Below are 13,661 nucleotides of genomic sequence, written 5' to 3' on the forward strand. Positions count from 1 at the left end.
CTGGCGGCTGGTCCGGCCGGACGCGCCCGGCACCGTCGTCGTGGACGAGGCCCTCGCCGCGACACTCGCGGCGCGCGCGCATGTCCTCTATCGCGGCTTCGGCGAGACCGGCGACCGGCCCGGCCGTGCCCTCGTCCGCTTCGCGTTCGGCACGGCGCGGCGCGAGATGGCCCTGGTCGGCATCGTCAGCCTGCTCGCGAGCCTGCTCGCCATGGCGACGCCGTTCCTGTCCGGCCTCCTGGTACAGTCGGTCATTCCCGACGGCGTGCGCGGCGAGATCGTCGAGCTCATCCTCGCCCTGCTGGCGGTCTCGGTCGGTGTCATCGGGTTCGAGCTGGTGCGCGGGCTAACGGTCTTGCGGGTGGAATCCGTCCTCGGCTCGTCCGTCGAGGCGGCCCTGTGGAACCGCCTGCTGCGCCTGCCGCCCGGCTTCTTCCGCCGCTACGGCGCCGGCGATCTCGCCATGCGCGCCGATGCCGTGAATCAGATCCGCCGGACCATCGGCGCGGCGACGACCACCGCGCTGATCAGCGCCCTCTTCTCCTTCGTCAATCTCCTCGTGCTCTTCAGCTACGGCCTGCGCGCCGCCCTGCTCGCACTCGCCGTCTGCGTGGTCCAGCTTGCCATCCTCGCCGGAACCGCCTTGTTCGACATGCGCCTGCAGCGCCGCATCCTCGCCAATGGCGGCACGATGCAGACCCTCACCGTGCAGATCTTCCAGGGCATCGCGAAGCTGCGGGCCGCCGCCGCGGAGAACCGCTTCCTCGCCCGCTGGACCCGCCTGTTCGCCCTGGACCAGGCCCTGCATTTCCGCGCCAATGTGGTCGGCAGCAGCGTCTCAGCCTTCGGCGCCGGCTGGAACATCCTGGTCATGGCCGCGCTGATCGGCCTCGTCGGCTTCGGCGGCGTGAAGATGTCGCTCGGCGACTACGTCACCTTCTCCGGCCTGTGCGGCCAGTTCGTCTCCGCGACCCTGTCGCTGGCCGGCATCATCCCGGCGCTGGCGACCGTGGTGCCGCTCTGGGAGCGGGCCCGGCCCATCCTCGCCGAACCGGCCGAAGACGCCGGCGGACGCCTGCAGCCCGGCCGGCTCAACGGCGACATCGAGATGGCGCACGTCACCTTCACCTATCCCGGCGGGCAGCCGGCGCTGCGCGACGTCTCGCTCAGCATTACCGCGGGCGCCTTCGTCGCCCTGGTCGGGCCGTCGGGCTCCGGCAAGTCCTCGCTCCTGCGCCTCATGCTCGGCTTCGACCGGCCGGACAGCGGCACCGTCTTCCTCGACGGCCATGACCTCGGCGAGCTCGACGTCGGCGCGGTGCGGCGTCAGCTCGGCGTCGTGCTCCAGCACAGCCGGATCGAGGCCGGCAGCCTCTACCAGAACATTGCCGGCACCGCGCCGCTGAGCCTTGCCGAGGCCTTCGAGGCGGCGAGCCTCGCCGGGCTCGCCGACGATATCGCCGCCATGCCCATGGGCCTGCACACCCATGTGGACGACAGCGGCGCCACCCTGTCCGGCGGCCAGCGGCAGCGCCTGCTCATCGCCCGCGCCATCGCCCGCCGCCCGCGCATCATGCTGCTGGACGAGGCGACCAGCGCGCTCGACAACGCCGCCCAGGCCCATGTCATGGCGACCCTCGCGCGCCTGAACATCACGCGTGTGGTGGCGGCCCACAGGCTCAGCACGGTGCGCGACGCCGATCTGATCATCGTGCTGTCGGAGGGCCGCATCGTGGAACAGGGCCGCTACGAGACGCTGGCCGCGGCCGGCGGCCTGTTCGCCGATCTGATCCGCCGCCAGATGGCGTGAACCATGGGACGCCGGGCATCCAGGGGGAACCAGGCCATGAGACTGCTGCTGATCGAAGACAATGACGACCTTGCCGGCCTCATCGCCGGGCAGATGGAGGCGAGCGGCTATTCGGTCGATCGCGTGGACTGCGTGGAGGACGCGATCGCCGTCGTGGAGACGCGAACCTATGCCGCCATGATCCTCGATCTCGGCCTGCCCGATGGCGACGGACTGAAGGTGCTGCGTCACGTGCGCAGCCTGCAGCAGCCCCTGCCCGTCCTGATCCTGAGCGCGCGCGGCGCCACCGAGGAGCGCGTGAAGGGGCTGGAGCAGGGCGCCGACGACTACCTCATCAAGCCCTTCGCCTTCGAGGAGCTGAAGGCGCGCGTCGCCGCCCTGCTGCGCCGGCCGGGCGCCATCCTCGGCTCGCAGCTGACCGTCAGCGACCTCGTCTACGACACGCAGGGAAAACAGGCGAGCGTCGAGGACCGGACGCTGCCGCTCTCCGCCCGCGAGGCCCAGCTGCTGGAGCTGCTCATGCGCCGCGCCGACAAGGTCGTGCAGAAAAGCACGGTCGAGAACCAGCTCTTCGGTCTCGACGACGAATTCGGTTCCAATGCCGTGGAGGTCTATGTCCACCGGCTGCGCAAGCGGCTGCAGGACTCGGGCGCCCGCGTCGCCATCCATACGGTGCGCGGCGTCGGCTACATGCTGACCGCGGCGGCCTGATGCTCGCCCGCCACACCCTTCTGTCGAAGGTCTTCCTCGTCCACGCGGTGGTCCTGTGTCTCGCCGCGCTCATCGCGCCGCTCGTCATCAACGCCATGCTCAGGGAGCGCGCCGCCTTCTTCGAGCGCAAGGTGCTGACCGACCGGGCCAGGCTGATCGCCGAAGCCCTCGTCCTGGCGCCGGACGGCAGCCTGAAGCTCGCGCCGGGCCGCTATTCGCGGGAAGGCGAAAGCGGCGAATTCGGCTATGCCGTCGTCGACGAAACCGGCACTCCGCGGCTCGCCTCCACGCCGTTCGCGCAGAACCTTCTCGGCGCTTTGCGGCGCGATGCCGATGCGCAGTTCTTCACCTTCGAAAGCGGCGGCAAGCACTACCGCGCCGTCACCTTTCCGGTGACCGAGGACAACAGGCCGTTCTGGGTCATCCTCGGCTGGAATGTCAGCCAGGAGGACGTAATCCACGACGACGTGCTGCAGAATTTCCTGCGCAATGCGCTGGCGATCACCCTGCCGCTGCTCGCCGTCCTGCTCGTGCTCGACGCGCTGCTCGTCCGCCGCTTCTTCCGGCCGGTGCTGCGGGCGTCGCGCCAGGTGCAGCAGCTCAGTCCCGGGCAGACCGACATCCGCCTGACCGCCGCCGGCCTGCCGACCGAGATCCGGCCGCTGGCCGATGCCTTCAACGTCGCGCTGGAGCGCATCGAGCAGAGCTACCGTCTCCAGAAGGAATTCACCGCCGATGCCGCCCACGAGCTGCGCACCCCGCTCGCCGTGCTGGATGCACGCCTGCAGACCCTGCCGCCCTCCGACACGCGCGCCGCGGCGGTCGCCGATGCCCGGCTGATGGCGCGCATCGTCGGCCAGCTCCTGGACATGGCGAGGCTGGAGCAGGCCAATGAAGCTCCCGGCGAGACCGACATCCTGGAAGCCGGCCGGTCGGTGGTGACGGCGCTGGCGCCCGAGGCGATCAGGAAAGGCCAGACGCTCGGCCTGGTCGAGCCGGAGGGCGCCACGGCGGTGCGCGTGCGCGCCCGGGAGCAGGATGTCTGGCACATGCTGCGCAACCTCGTCGAAAACGCCATCCGGCACACGCCGGCCGGCACGACCATCGACGTCGTGATCGCAGCGGATGGCAGCCTGACCGTCAAGGACGACGGGCCGGGCATTCCGAAGGAGCTTCACGAGCACATTTTCAAGCGCTTCTGGCGGCGCAACCGCAACAGCGGCTCCGGCGCCGGCCTCGGCATGGCGATCGTTCAGCGCGTCGCCGAGGCCAATGGCGGCTCCATCGCGTTGCGCTCGGAGGACGGCGAGGGCACGGCCTTCTTCGTCCGGCTGCCGCTGGCGCAGCCGGCCGCGCCGGCGGCGCCAACCGCCGCGCCGAAGCTGTAAGGCCGGTGTAAGCGCATGCGCCGAAAGTCTCCTCAACGACAGCGATCGTTGAACGGGCCAGGCCCGAAACCAAGGAGACGGACAATGACCAGCAGGATCGAAACCAAGATCGCCATCAGCGACGAAGCCCTCGAGGCCGTGGCCGGCGGCGGCTTCAAGAACGCCATCAGCTTCGGCGCGGCGGGATCGCAGATCGGCATCCTCGGCGGCGGCCTGTTCGGGCCGGCCGGCGCGGTGATCGGCGGCGCCGTCGGCGCGGCGGCCGGTGCCATCGGCGGGGCCTTCGTCAAGGACGATCCGAAGGTCGGCATTCACGTCATGTACTGATCGCCATGCCCGGCGATCCTCTCAAGCCCCCGGCTCCTCGCGGCGCCGGGGGTTTTTGTTGCGGCAAGAACCTCGCGCTGCCTGCCCCGGGGCTACGCCGATGCGCAGGCCGGCCAGTTCTTGCCCCAGCCATCCGGCGGATGGTCAGGCCGCGATGCCGGCGAAACGCTTGCGATATTCCGCCGGCGTCACGCCGACATGCCGCGCAAAGGCGCGCCGCAGCGTGTCGGCATCGGCAAAGCCGCATTGAACCGCCACCTGTTTCGGCGCCTCGTGGCCTTGCTCGAGAAGCCGCCGGGCGGCGCTGACGCGGGCCTCCTCGACCCAGCTCGCCGGCGTGATGCCGACCTCGCTGCGAAACAGCCGCGCAAAGTGGCGCGGGCTGAGATCCATACGCCCAGCAAGGTTTGCCACGCTGTGGTCGAGCGCGGGATTGGCGGCGACCCAACGCTGCAGCTCCTGCAGCGCCGCCCGCCCGGCGGGCACCGCCTCACCCTTGCGGCTGAACTGCATCTGGCCGCCCGGCCGCTTGAAGAACATGACGAGCTGGCTCGCCACCCGCATGGCGATCTCGCGGCCGAGATCCTCCTCGACCAGGGCGAGCGCCAGGTCGAGCCCCGCGGTCACGCCCGCGGCGGTACGCAGAGGCCCGTCGCTGACCTGGATCGCGTCCTCGTCCACCGTCACCGCCGGAAAGCGCTTTGCGAGCCGCTCGGCCACCGCCCAGTGCGTGGTAACGCGTCGGCCGTCGAGCAGACCCGCGGCGGCGAGAAAGAAGGCGCCGCTGCAGACGGAACCGAAGCGCCGGACCGCGGGCGCCCGCCGCCGCAGCCAATCGACGAGCCGATCCGCCGAGATATCGGCGGCATTCGGGCAGCCGGCGACGAGGATCGTATCGATGGGCTCGTCGATATCGCGGTCGATGATCCCGTCCGGCATCAGCCGCGCTCCGGACGAACTGCGGATCGGCCCCGGCTCGCTCGCGGCGACGATCAGCCGGTAGGCCTCGCGACTCGCCTGCGCATTCGCCTCGGCGAACACGTCGAGAGGTCCGGAAACATCGAGCAACTGCACGCCGGGCAGCGCCACCATCACGATCGTTCTTGCCGCTATCCGCATTTCACGTCCGCTTCGGTCCGCTTTTGTCTGTTTTAGACGCATCACGTCAATTGCAGACAGACATAGCTCATCCCTATCCTCCCGGCGAGTGCCAAATGCAGGAGAAAGCCATGCCACTCGTTACGAGAGATGCCGCCATTCCCGACAGCCGGTTGGCGCGCGCCATCACCGAATTCATCCGCGATACGGAAACCGAATTGCTCTTCAATCATTCCAGCCGCGTCTACCATTTCGGCGCGCTGGCGGGTGTTCATCGCGACCTGAAATTCGATCGCGAGCTGCTCTATGCCGGCGCGATGTTCCACGACATCGGACTGATGCCGAGCCATAGCAGTGCGAACGAGCGGTTCGAGGTCGACGGCGCCCATGCCGCCCGCGACTTCCTGCGCAGCCACGGCGTGCCCGAGGCCGATGTCTATACGGTGTGGACCGCGATCGCGCTGCACACCACGCCGGGCGTTCCGCAGCACATGCACCCGGTCGTCGCCCTGGTGACCGCGGGCGTCGAGATGGACGTCCTCGGGCTCACCTATGACCAGTATTCCGCCGCCGAGCGCGAAGCCGTCGTCAGCGCCTTCCCGCGCACGCCGCAGTTCAAGGAGGATATCATCCAGGCCTTCTACGACGGCATCAAGCACAAGCCGGACACCACCTTCGGCAACGTCAAGGCCGACGTCATCGCCGACAAGGAGCCGCATTTCCATCGCGGCAATTTCTGCAGCGTCATTCGCTGCTCGCACTGGCACGGCTGAGCCATCCCGCATTCCCAGCGCTGCGCGGACCCCGGCGTCCGTGCAGCGCTTTTCAGAAGGATTCCGGCCATGACCGACAAGCGGCCGCACCTGACCCATGCCACCGGCGCCACGGTCGGCGACAATGTCAACATCCTGACCGCCGGCCCGCGCGGCCCGGCGCTGTTGCAGGACATCTGGCTCATCGAAAAGCTCGCCCATTTCGATCGCGAGGTGATCCCCGAGCGGCGCATGCATGCCAAGGGCGCCGGGGCTTTCGGAAGCTTCACCGTCACCCACGACGTCACGCGCTACACCAGGGCCGGGATCTTTTCCGAGATCGGCAAGGTGACGCCGATGTTCGCCCGTTTCTCCACGGTTGCCGGCGAGCGCGGCGCGGCCGACGCCGAGCGCGACATCCGCGGCTTCGCCCTCAAGTTCTATACCGAGGAAGGCAATTGGGACGTGGTCGGCAACAACACGCCGGTCTTCTTCTTCCGCGACCCGCTGCGCTTTCCCGATCTCAATCACGCGATCAAGCGCGACCCGCGCACAGGCATGCGCTCGGCCGACAACAACTGGGACTTCTGGTCGCTGCTGCCGGAGGCTCTGCACCAGGTCACCATCGTCATGAGCGAGCGCGGCATTCCGAAAAGCTTCCGGCACATGCACGGCTTCGGCAGCCATACGTTCAGCTTCCTCAGCGCCGCGAACGAGCGCAGCTGGGTGAAGTTTCACTTCCGCACCGAGCAGGGCATCGCCAACCTGAGCGACGCGGAGGCCGAGGCCCTGATCGGCAGGGATCGCGAGACCCACCAGCGTGACCTGTTCGAAAGCATCGAGCGTGGCGACTTCCCGCGCTGGACGCTGTTCATCCAGGTGATGCGCGACGAGGAGGCCAAGGGGCTCGCCTTCAACCCCTTCGATCTGACCAAGGTCTGGCCCAAGGCGGCCTTCCCGCTGATCGAGGCCGGCTATTTCGAGCTGAACCGCAATCCGGAGAACTACTTCGCCGAGGTCGAGCAGGCCGCCTTCTCGCCCGCCAATATCGTGCCAGGCATCGGCTTCTCGCCGGACAAGATGCTGCAGGCCCGGCTGTTCTCCTATGGCGACACCCAGCGCTATCGCCTCGGCGTCAACTTCAACCATATCCCGGTCAATGCGCCGAAATGCCCATTCCATAGCTATCACCGCGACGGCGCGATGCGCACCGACGGCAATCTCGGCCGCACCCCGAACTACTTTCCCAACAGCCGGGGAGAATGGTCCTACCGGCCCGATCTCAACGAGCCGCCGCTGGAGATCGACGGTGCAGCCGCCCACTGGGACCACCGTGTCGACGACGATCACTATCAGCAGCCCGGTGACCTCTTCCGCAAGATGACGCAGGCGCAGCAACGGGTGCTCTTCGACAACACCGCGCGCGCCATGGGGAACGCGAGGGCCGAGATCAAGCAGCGCCACATCGACAATTGCGCCAAGGCCGATCCGGCCTATGGCCGAGGCGTCGCGGAGGCCGTCGCAAGGCTCGCGCAGAACGATACGGCGTGAGGCCGTCGGGAGGCGGCGACAGGCCGCCTCCCGCCTTCCTGTGCCTGTCACGCCTGGAAGCGCTGCCTGTATTCGTGCGGCGTCGCGCCGAGCCGCCGCCGAAAGGACCGACGCATCGTATCGATGCTGCCGAAGCCGCAGCGCACCGCCACGGTCTGAAGCGCCAAGGATCCATCCTCCAGCAATTGCCGCGCGGCTTCGACGCGCGCCGCCTCGACAAATTCGGCGGGCGTCGCGCCGGAGGCTGACAGGAACAGCCGCGCAAAATTCCGCTCGCTCATTCCGGCGCGGGCAGCGAGCCTCGGCACGCCGAGATCGGCCGTCAGATGATCCAGGATCCAGTGCTGGATGCGCTCGATCCGGCCTTCCGAGGCGAACTGGGCGACGAGATGCTGGCTGAACTGGGACTGACCGCCGGATCGTTTCAGGAACACCACCAGACGGCGCGCCACCACCATCGCGAGATTTCGGCCGAAATCATCCTCGACCAGCCGGAGGGCGAGGTCGATGCCGGCAGTGACGCCCGCGGACGTATAGAGCGGTCCGTCCTGCACGAAGATCTGATCGGGCAGCAGGATGGCGTCGGGATATCGGGCGGCAAGACCGGCCACGTCCTCCCAATGTGTCGTCACGCGGCGCCCGGCCAGAAGCCCCGCCTCGCCCAGGAAGAACACGCCGGTGCAGACCGATCCGAACCGCCGCATCGCCGGCACGCGTCGGCGCAGCCAGGCGTAGAAATCGGTGAATTGGGAGAGCTCGGCGACGGCAGGCGTTCCCGCGACGAGGAGCGTGTCGATCGGCTCGTCGGCCGCCCAGATCGAGGTGTCCGGGACCAGCGTGAGGCCATCAGTGCGCAGCGGGATTGACCGCTCCAGCGACAGGATGCGCACGGCATAGCCGGCATCGCCCTTGGATTGGCGCGTCGCTTCGCGGAAGACATCCAGAGGCCCGGCAACGTCCAGCGTCTGCGCGCCGGGCGGCACCGCGATCGTGACCCTCACGGGGCCGGGGGTGGACGGGCGGACTTGCATCAGCGCCTCCCGGCTGGCGGTTCCTGTCTGCAGTTTGTCTGAATCTGCCATCCAAAAGCAATTGCCGCCAGGACCATGCCTCCTCTAGCGTATTGGCATGCCAAATGCCAATTCGGCGAAAGTGGCGAGGGAGCAAACCATGAGCAAGGCGCTGGACGGCGTGCGCGTCCTCGATTTCACCCATGTTCAATCGGGACCCAGCTGCACGCAGCTTCTCGCCTGGTTCGGCGCGGACGTGATCAAGGTCGAACGCCCGGGCGAAGGCGACATCACCCGCTCGCAATTGCGCGACATTCCCGGTGTCGACAGCCTCTATTTCACGATGATGAACGGCAACAAACGCTCCATCACCGTCGACACCAAGCACCCCGACGGCAAATTCATCCTCGAAGAGCTCATCAAGGTCTGCGACGTGCTCGTCGAGAATTTCGCGCCCGGCGTGCTCGACCGCATGGGCTTCTCCTGGGAGACCATCCATCGGATCAATCCGCGCATCATCGTCGCCTCGGTCAAAGGCTTCGGCGCCGGCCCGTTTGCGGATTTCAAGGCCTATGAGAACGTTGCCCAGTGCACCGGCGGCGCGGCGTCGACGACGGGTTTCCGCGACGACCTGCCGCTCGTCACCGGCGCCGGCATCGGCGATTCCGGCACCGGCATCCATCTCGCCATGGGCATTCTCGCCGCGCTCTACCAGCGCGTCGCGACCGGCAGGGGACAGCGCGTCCTCGCCGCCATGCAGGACGCAGTGCTCAACCTCTGCCGCGTGAAGATGCGCGACCAGCAACGCCTCGCCCGCGGCCCGCTCACCGAATACAGCCAGCATGGTGAGGGCATCCCGTTCGGCGCCGCGGTGCCGCGCGCCGGCAACGATTCGGGCGGCGGCCAGCCCGGCCGCATTCTCAAGTGCAAGGGTTGGGAGAGCGATCCGAACGCCTGCATCTATTTCATCGTCCAGGCCCAGGTCTGGAAGCAGGTCTGCCAGGTCATCGGCAAACCCGAATGGATCGACCATCCGGACTACGCAAAGCCGGCCGCGCGGCTGCCCCGCCTCAACGAAATCTTCGCAGCCATCGAGAACTGGACGATGCAGCGCACCAAGACCGAGAACACCGCGCTGCTCAACGCGCGCGACATTCCCTGCGGGCCGATCCTCTCGATGAAGGAGCTTCTGGAGGACGAGGCGCTCTATGCCGCGGGAACCCTCGTGCGCGTCGCCCATCCCACCCGCGGCGACTATGTCACGATCGGCCAGCCGGTGAAGCTCTCCGACAGCCCGGTCGAGATCGAAAGATCGCCGTTGCTGGGCGAACATACCGAGGAGATCCTCGCCGACGTGCTCGGGCTGGACGCGGCGCGGATCGACCGGATCAGGGCATCCGGGTCGATCGGCGAGGCGGCGTGACGGGCCGCGAAGCGCATGTCCGCGGCGGTCCCTGCCCCGGCATGTTATCGGCGGCCGGCTCTCTCATTCCGGCAGCCGGCCGCGCGGCGCATCGGCGATCTCCGCTTGCGCCACCCCGTTCTTCGATCGGCCGATGACCTGCGGGCTGAGGCGGCCGCGCCTTTCCGTCAGGCGGCCTTGACGCGCTGGACGAAGCTTTCGACCTGCTGGCGCAGCGCGGTCGCCTGGACCGCCAGGTTGTTGGAGGCGCCGAGAATTTCGCCGGCGGCATCGCCGGTCTCGGCCGCGGCGCGCTTCACGCTGGTGATGTTGGCCGACACTTCCTGCGTTCCGGCGGCGGCCTGCTGGACGTTCCGCGCGATCTCGTTGGTCGCGGCGCCCTGCTCTTCCATCGCCGCGGCGATGATGACCGACACCTCGTCCACCTGGCGGATCGTCTCGGTCACGCGGTTGATGACCTTGACCACCTCGTCGGTCGCCGCCTGCACGGCCGTGACCTGGCTCGAGATCTCGTCCGTCGCCTTGGCGGTCTGGGCCGCGAGGCTCTTCACCTCGGCGGCGACGACCGCGAAGCCCTTGCCGGCCTCGCCGGCGCGCGCCGCCTCGATCGTCGCATTGAGCGCAAGGAGATTGGTCTGGGCCGCGATCGTATTGATCAGCCCGATCACCTCGCCGATGCGCTGGGCTGCGGCCGACAGGCCGCCGACCACTTCGCCGGCCATGCGCGCCTGGCCGGCCGCCTCGGCCGAAGCCCTTGTCGAGGCCGCGACCTGGGCGCCGATGTCGCGAATGGTGGCCGAAAGCTCTTCGGCAGCCGCCGCCACCGTGCTGACATTGGCCGAGGCCTGCTCGGACGCGGCCGAAACGGTCATCGACTGAAGATTGGTCTCGCTCGCGGCCGAAGACATGACCGAGGCGCTCTGCTGCAACTGGGCTGCCGCGGCCGAGACATTGTTGACGACGCCCATCACGTCCGCTTCGAAACTGGCCGACAGGACATTCATCGCCGCGCGCTTCTCGGCTTCCGCCCGCGCTTCCTGCTCGATCTTCTCCTCCTCGAGCCGGCGCACGTCGAGCGCATTCTGGCGGAACACGGCGAGCGCCTTCGCCATGCGGCCGACCTCGTCGCGCCGCTCGGCGCCGCGCACCGTCACGGAGAGATCGCCCGAGGCCATGGCGTTCATCGCCGTCGCCATCCGGTCGATCGGCCGCATGACCCGTGCGAGCAGCAGGCCGCCGGTGACCAGCAGGACCAGCGCCACCGAGGCCATCAGGATCGTGCTCAGCGCGCCGAGCCAGGCCGCGCGCGCATTGGCCGTCGCCACGGCGCCGGCAGTCCTTTCGTCGAGCAGCGTGAAGAACGCGTCGACCGGCCGCATGATCTCGGCCTTGAGGCGGTGATAATCCGGCGAGTGCAGGAGGTTGCGCGCAAGCTCCAGGTTCGGCTCGCGGCGGACCGTAAAGGCGCCCGCGGCATCGGCGAAGAGGCCCTTGACGGCGTTCATGGCCGTGGTTTCGAGCTTGACGAGATTGTTGGAAAGCCGCTCCGCCTGCGCCAGCTTCTGCAGCTCGGCCTCGGTGAAGCCGGCCTCCCGCATCAGCGCCGTGAGCGGCCGCGCGGCACCGTCCGGCCGCGGCTTCGCGCCATCGACGGCGACGAAATCCCAATAGATGCGCTCCGGATTCAGCGGCCGCGGCCGCCTGCCGTCGCGGATCTCCACGATGGCATTGTACTGCGCCTCGTAGCGGGCATCGCCGGTCACGGAATAGGTACGGGCAAGCCGGGTCAGATCGTCGGATGATTGCCGCAGCTCGGACGCGAGCAGGAACGATGTGTATCGGCTTTCGGTCGCGCGCTTCAGCTCGTCGGTCGTCGCCTTGTACATGAACCAGACGACGGCCAATGCGCAGATCGCGACGATCGTCACCGCGGACAGGATGGAGAACATCGCCTTCAGCGACATCGCGGCGGATTTCGGGCTTTTCGTCATTGCGCAGGCTCGCAGGACCGGAGGGAGCTGGACGGGCGCCGGGTGCGGCGCGGCAGCCGGCCGACTATCCGCAGGCAGGCTCCTAGAAATGGTTAATGGCGCGCTTTCCGCCGCAGTTTCCTTCGCTTGCAGCCGATGCGGGCGCGCAGGGCCGGACGTTGGCCGCGGGTCCCTCGGCCGTCGCCGCAACTGTCCGCCTCGACCGCACAGGTCCCGCCACGGCCGGCCCCACGCGCCGTGCCCGCCTTCCGAAACGCCTCCACCTGAGTCATGCTCGCCGTAGGGGCTTCGGCCATGCTGACGGGGACTTGCGCATGCCTGGATCTTCAAATCGCGGCGGATCGCTGCCGCGGCGCACCTTGACGGCGGACGCCGCCATCAGCCGGCGGCGTTTCGCCCGTCTTGCTGCGGCTTCCGCCACCATCCTCGCCGCGCCGCGGATCGCCGCGGCGCAGGCCTATCCTGGCCGCCCCGTGCGCGCCATCGTCACCTTCGCGCCCGGCGGCACGGTCGACGTCTATGCCCGCCTCGCCTGCCAGCATCTGTCACAGAAGCTCGGCCAGCAATTCGTCGTCGAGAACGTCTCGGGCGCGACCGGCAATCGCGGCACCGCGCAGGCGGCGCGTGCGGCCGCCGACGGCTACACGCTGCTCTTCGCGCTCAGCACCCATGCGGTGAACGCGTCGATCTTCAGCAACCTGCCCTACGACCCGGTCGCCGACTTCGTGCCGGTCAACCTGTCCGTCTCCTCGACCCACGTGGTTTCGGTCCCGCCCTCCCATGTCGCGCGCAACGCCCGGGAATTCGTCGCCGACCTGAAGGCGAAACCCAACCAGAACTACGCCCATGGCGGGCTCGGCACGCAGGGCCACCTGCTCGCCGAACGGCTGAAGGTCACCCAGAACCTCGACTTCGTGGCGGTGACCTTTCCTGGCGCCGGCCCGGCGATCCAGGCCGTCGTCGCCAACCAGATCCCGAGCGCCTGGACGACCATGGCCTCCGCCGGGCCGATGATCGCCGGCGGCCGCCTGAAGGCGCTCGCCGTCACCGGCAAGGCCCGCTCGCCGCTGCTGCCGGAGGTGCCGACCATGATCGAGCAGGGCTTTCCCGAGATCGAGGGCGATACCTGGGTCGGCATCATGGCGCCAGCCGGCACCCCCGACGACGTGGTCGCGACGATCAACCGCGAGATCTCGCAGTTCCTGCAGGAGCCGGCGGCGCGCCGCCGGCTCGCCGAGGTCGGCTTCGACGTGGTCGACAAGGGACCGGCCGACTTCGCGCGGATCCTGCGCGAGGAGATCGTCTTCTGGCGAAAAGTGGTCGAGGAGACCAAGGTCAGGATCGAGTGAGCGCGCCGGCCAGCCACCGACGGCGCCCGCCCGGTCAGGCCCCGTTCTTCGCCTTGTGATAGGCGACCAGCGCATTGGCGTGGCCATGGCCGAGCCCGTGCTCGGACTTGAGCGCGGCCACCGCCTCCATGTGCTTCTTGTCCTTCATGCCGTCGAGCAGGGACAGCCAGTGGCTGATCGGCTGCCCATAGGTCTTCTCGATGGACGGAAAATAGGAAGCCGGGCCTTTGACTTTGGCATCGGGCATGACG

12 protein-coding genes are annotated in these 13,661 nt (G+C 68.4%); 8 read left to right on the forward strand and 4 right to left on the reverse strand.

Annotation, left to right across the window (positions count from 1 at the left end; translation table 11 throughout):
• The 4 genes from OZ671_RS18725 to OZ671_RS18740 all read left to right on the forward strand — a co-directional run.
• Positions 1-1,810 (forward strand): NHLP bacteriocin export ABC transporter permease/ATPase subunit (locus tag OZ671_RS18725; protein ID WP_268862150.1); only part of this gene is annotated, 1,810 nt, incomplete at its 5' end.
• A gap of 36 nt (positions 1,811-1,846) precedes the next feature.
• On the forward strand, positions 1,847-2,521 hold the full coding sequence (locus OZ671_RS18730; RefSeq protein WP_268862151.1) for a response regulator: 675 nt from the start codon (positions 1,847-1,849) through the stop codon (positions 2,519-2,521).
• On the forward strand, positions 2,521-3,909 hold the full coding sequence (locus tag OZ671_RS18735) for a sensor histidine kinase (RefSeq protein WP_268862152.1): 1,389 nt from the start codon (positions 2,521-2,523) through the stop codon (positions 3,907-3,909). Before OZ671_RS18730 ends, OZ671_RS18735 begins: the two co-directional genes overlap by 1 nt.
• Positions 3,910-3,993: 84 nt before the next feature.
• Positions 3,994-4,236 (forward strand): hypothetical protein, encoded by a 243-nt coding sequence (locus OZ671_RS18740; RefSeq protein WP_268862153.1) that lies wholly within the window; start codon positions 3,994-3,996, stop codon positions 4,234-4,236.
• A 144-nt stretch (positions 4,237-4,380) separates the two neighbouring features.
• Here the strand turns inward: OZ671_RS18740 and OZ671_RS18745 are convergent, their stop codons facing one another.
• A complete protein-coding gene (locus tag OZ671_RS18745) occupies positions 4,381-5,355 on the reverse strand; it encodes a GlxA family transcriptional regulator (RefSeq protein WP_268862230.1) in 975 nt (324 codons plus the stop codon).
• A gap of 110 nt (positions 5,356-5,465) precedes the next feature.
• Here OZ671_RS18745 and OZ671_RS18750 point away from each other — a divergent pair, with 110 nt between their 5' ends.
• Together OZ671_RS18750 and OZ671_RS18755 are read left to right on the forward strand one after the other, a co-directional pair.
• Positions 5,466-6,107, forward strand: a complete 642-nt coding sequence (locus OZ671_RS18750; protein ID WP_268862154.1) for an HD domain-containing protein — start codon at positions 5,466-5,468, stop codon at positions 6,105-6,107.
• 69 nt (positions 6,108-6,176) lie between these two features.
• Complete coding sequence (locus tag OZ671_RS18755) at positions 6,177-7,637, forward strand: catalase (RefSeq protein ID WP_268862155.1); 1,461 nt, start codon at positions 6,177-6,179, stop codon at positions 7,635-7,637.
• A gap of 47 nt (positions 7,638-7,684) precedes the next feature.
• Here the strand turns inward: OZ671_RS18755 and OZ671_RS18760 are convergent, their stop codons facing one another.
• The gene (locus tag OZ671_RS18760) at positions 7,685-8,668 is read right to left on the reverse strand and encodes a GlxA family transcriptional regulator (protein WP_268862156.1); all 984 of its coding nucleotides are present in this window, start codon (positions 8,666-8,668) and stop codon (positions 7,685-7,687) included.
• A 139-nt stretch (positions 8,669-8,807) separates the two neighbouring features.
• Here OZ671_RS18760 and frc point away from each other — a divergent pair, with 139 nt between their 5' ends.
• Positions 8,808-10,070 (forward strand): formyl-CoA transferase, encoded by a 1,263-nt coding sequence (gene frc / locus OZ671_RS18765; RefSeq protein ID WP_268862157.1) that lies wholly within the window; start codon positions 8,808-8,810, stop codon positions 10,068-10,070.
• Between the two features lie 167 nt (positions 10,071-10,237).
• Here the strand turns inward: frc and OZ671_RS18770 are convergent, their stop codons facing one another.
• Complete coding sequence (locus OZ671_RS18770; protein ID WP_268862158.1) at positions 10,238-12,061, reverse strand: methyl-accepting chemotaxis protein; 1,824 nt, start codon at positions 12,059-12,061, stop codon at positions 10,238-10,240.
• A 314-nt stretch (positions 12,062-12,375) separates the two neighbouring features.
• On the opposite strand from OZ671_RS18770, the gene OZ671_RS18775 reads away from it, so the two are divergent.
• Entirely contained in the window at positions 12,376-13,410 is a 1,035-nt protein-coding gene (locus tag OZ671_RS18775) for a Bug family tripartite tricarboxylate transporter substrate binding protein (protein WP_268862159.1), read from the forward strand.
• A 34-nt stretch (positions 13,411-13,444) separates the two neighbouring features.
• Here the strand turns inward: OZ671_RS18775 and OZ671_RS18780 are convergent, their stop codons facing one another.
• Complete coding sequence (locus OZ671_RS18780) at positions 13,445-13,657, reverse strand: DUF4287 domain-containing protein (RefSeq protein ID WP_268862160.1); 213 nt, start codon at positions 13,655-13,657, stop codon at positions 13,445-13,447.
• Positions 13,658-13,661: the final 4 nt, after the last annotated feature.

Source organism: Phreatobacter sp. AB_2022a (assembly GCF_026847585.1).
Taxonomy (GTDB): domain Bacteria; phylum Pseudomonadota; class Alphaproteobacteria; order Rhizobiales; family Phreatobacteraceae; genus Phreatobacter.

What these genes read in the sequence shown, in the direction of transcription:
- OZ671_RS18730 (WP_268862151.1), top strand. Translation starts at nt 1,847, where the DNA reads ATGAGACTGCTGCTGATCGAAGACAATGACGACCTTGCCGGCCTCATC.
- OZ671_RS18735 (WP_268862152.1), top strand. Translation starts at nt 2,521, where the DNA reads ATGCTCGCCCGCCACACCCTTCTGTCGAAGGTCTTCCTCGTCCACGCG.
- OZ671_RS18740 (WP_268862153.1), top strand. Translation starts at nt 3,994, where the DNA reads ATGACCAGCAGGATCGAAACCAAGATCGCCATCAGCGACGAAGCCCTC.
- OZ671_RS18745 (WP_268862230.1), bottom strand. Translation starts at nt 5,355, where the DNA reads ATGCGGATAGCGGCAAGAACGATCGTGATGGTGGCGCTGCCCGGCGTG.
- OZ671_RS18750 (WP_268862154.1), top strand. Translation starts at nt 5,466, where the DNA reads ATGCCACTCGTTACGAGAGATGCCGCCATTCCCGACAGCCGGTTGGCG.
- OZ671_RS18755 (WP_268862155.1), top strand. Translation starts at nt 6,177, where the DNA reads ATGACCGACAAGCGGCCGCACCTGACCCATGCCACCGGCGCCACGGTC.
- OZ671_RS18760 (WP_268862156.1), bottom strand. Translation starts at nt 8,668, where the DNA reads ATGCAAGTCCGCCCGTCCACCCCCGGCCCCGTGAGGGTCACGATCGCG.
- frc (WP_268862157.1), top strand. Translation starts at nt 8,808, where the DNA reads ATGAGCAAGGCGCTGGACGGCGTGCGCGTCCTCGATTTCACCCATGTT.
- OZ671_RS18770 (WP_268862158.1), bottom strand. Translation starts at nt 12,061, where the DNA reads ATGACGAAAAGCCCGAAATCCGCCGCGATGTCGCTGAAGGCGATGTTC.
- OZ671_RS18775 (WP_268862159.1), top strand. Translation starts at nt 12,376, where the DNA reads ATGCCTGGATCTTCAAATCGCGGCGGATCGCTGCCGCGGCGCACCTTG.
- OZ671_RS18780 (WP_268862160.1), bottom strand. Translation starts at nt 13,657, where the DNA reads ATGCCCGATGCCAAAGTCAAAGGCCCGGCTTCCTATTTTCCGTCCATC.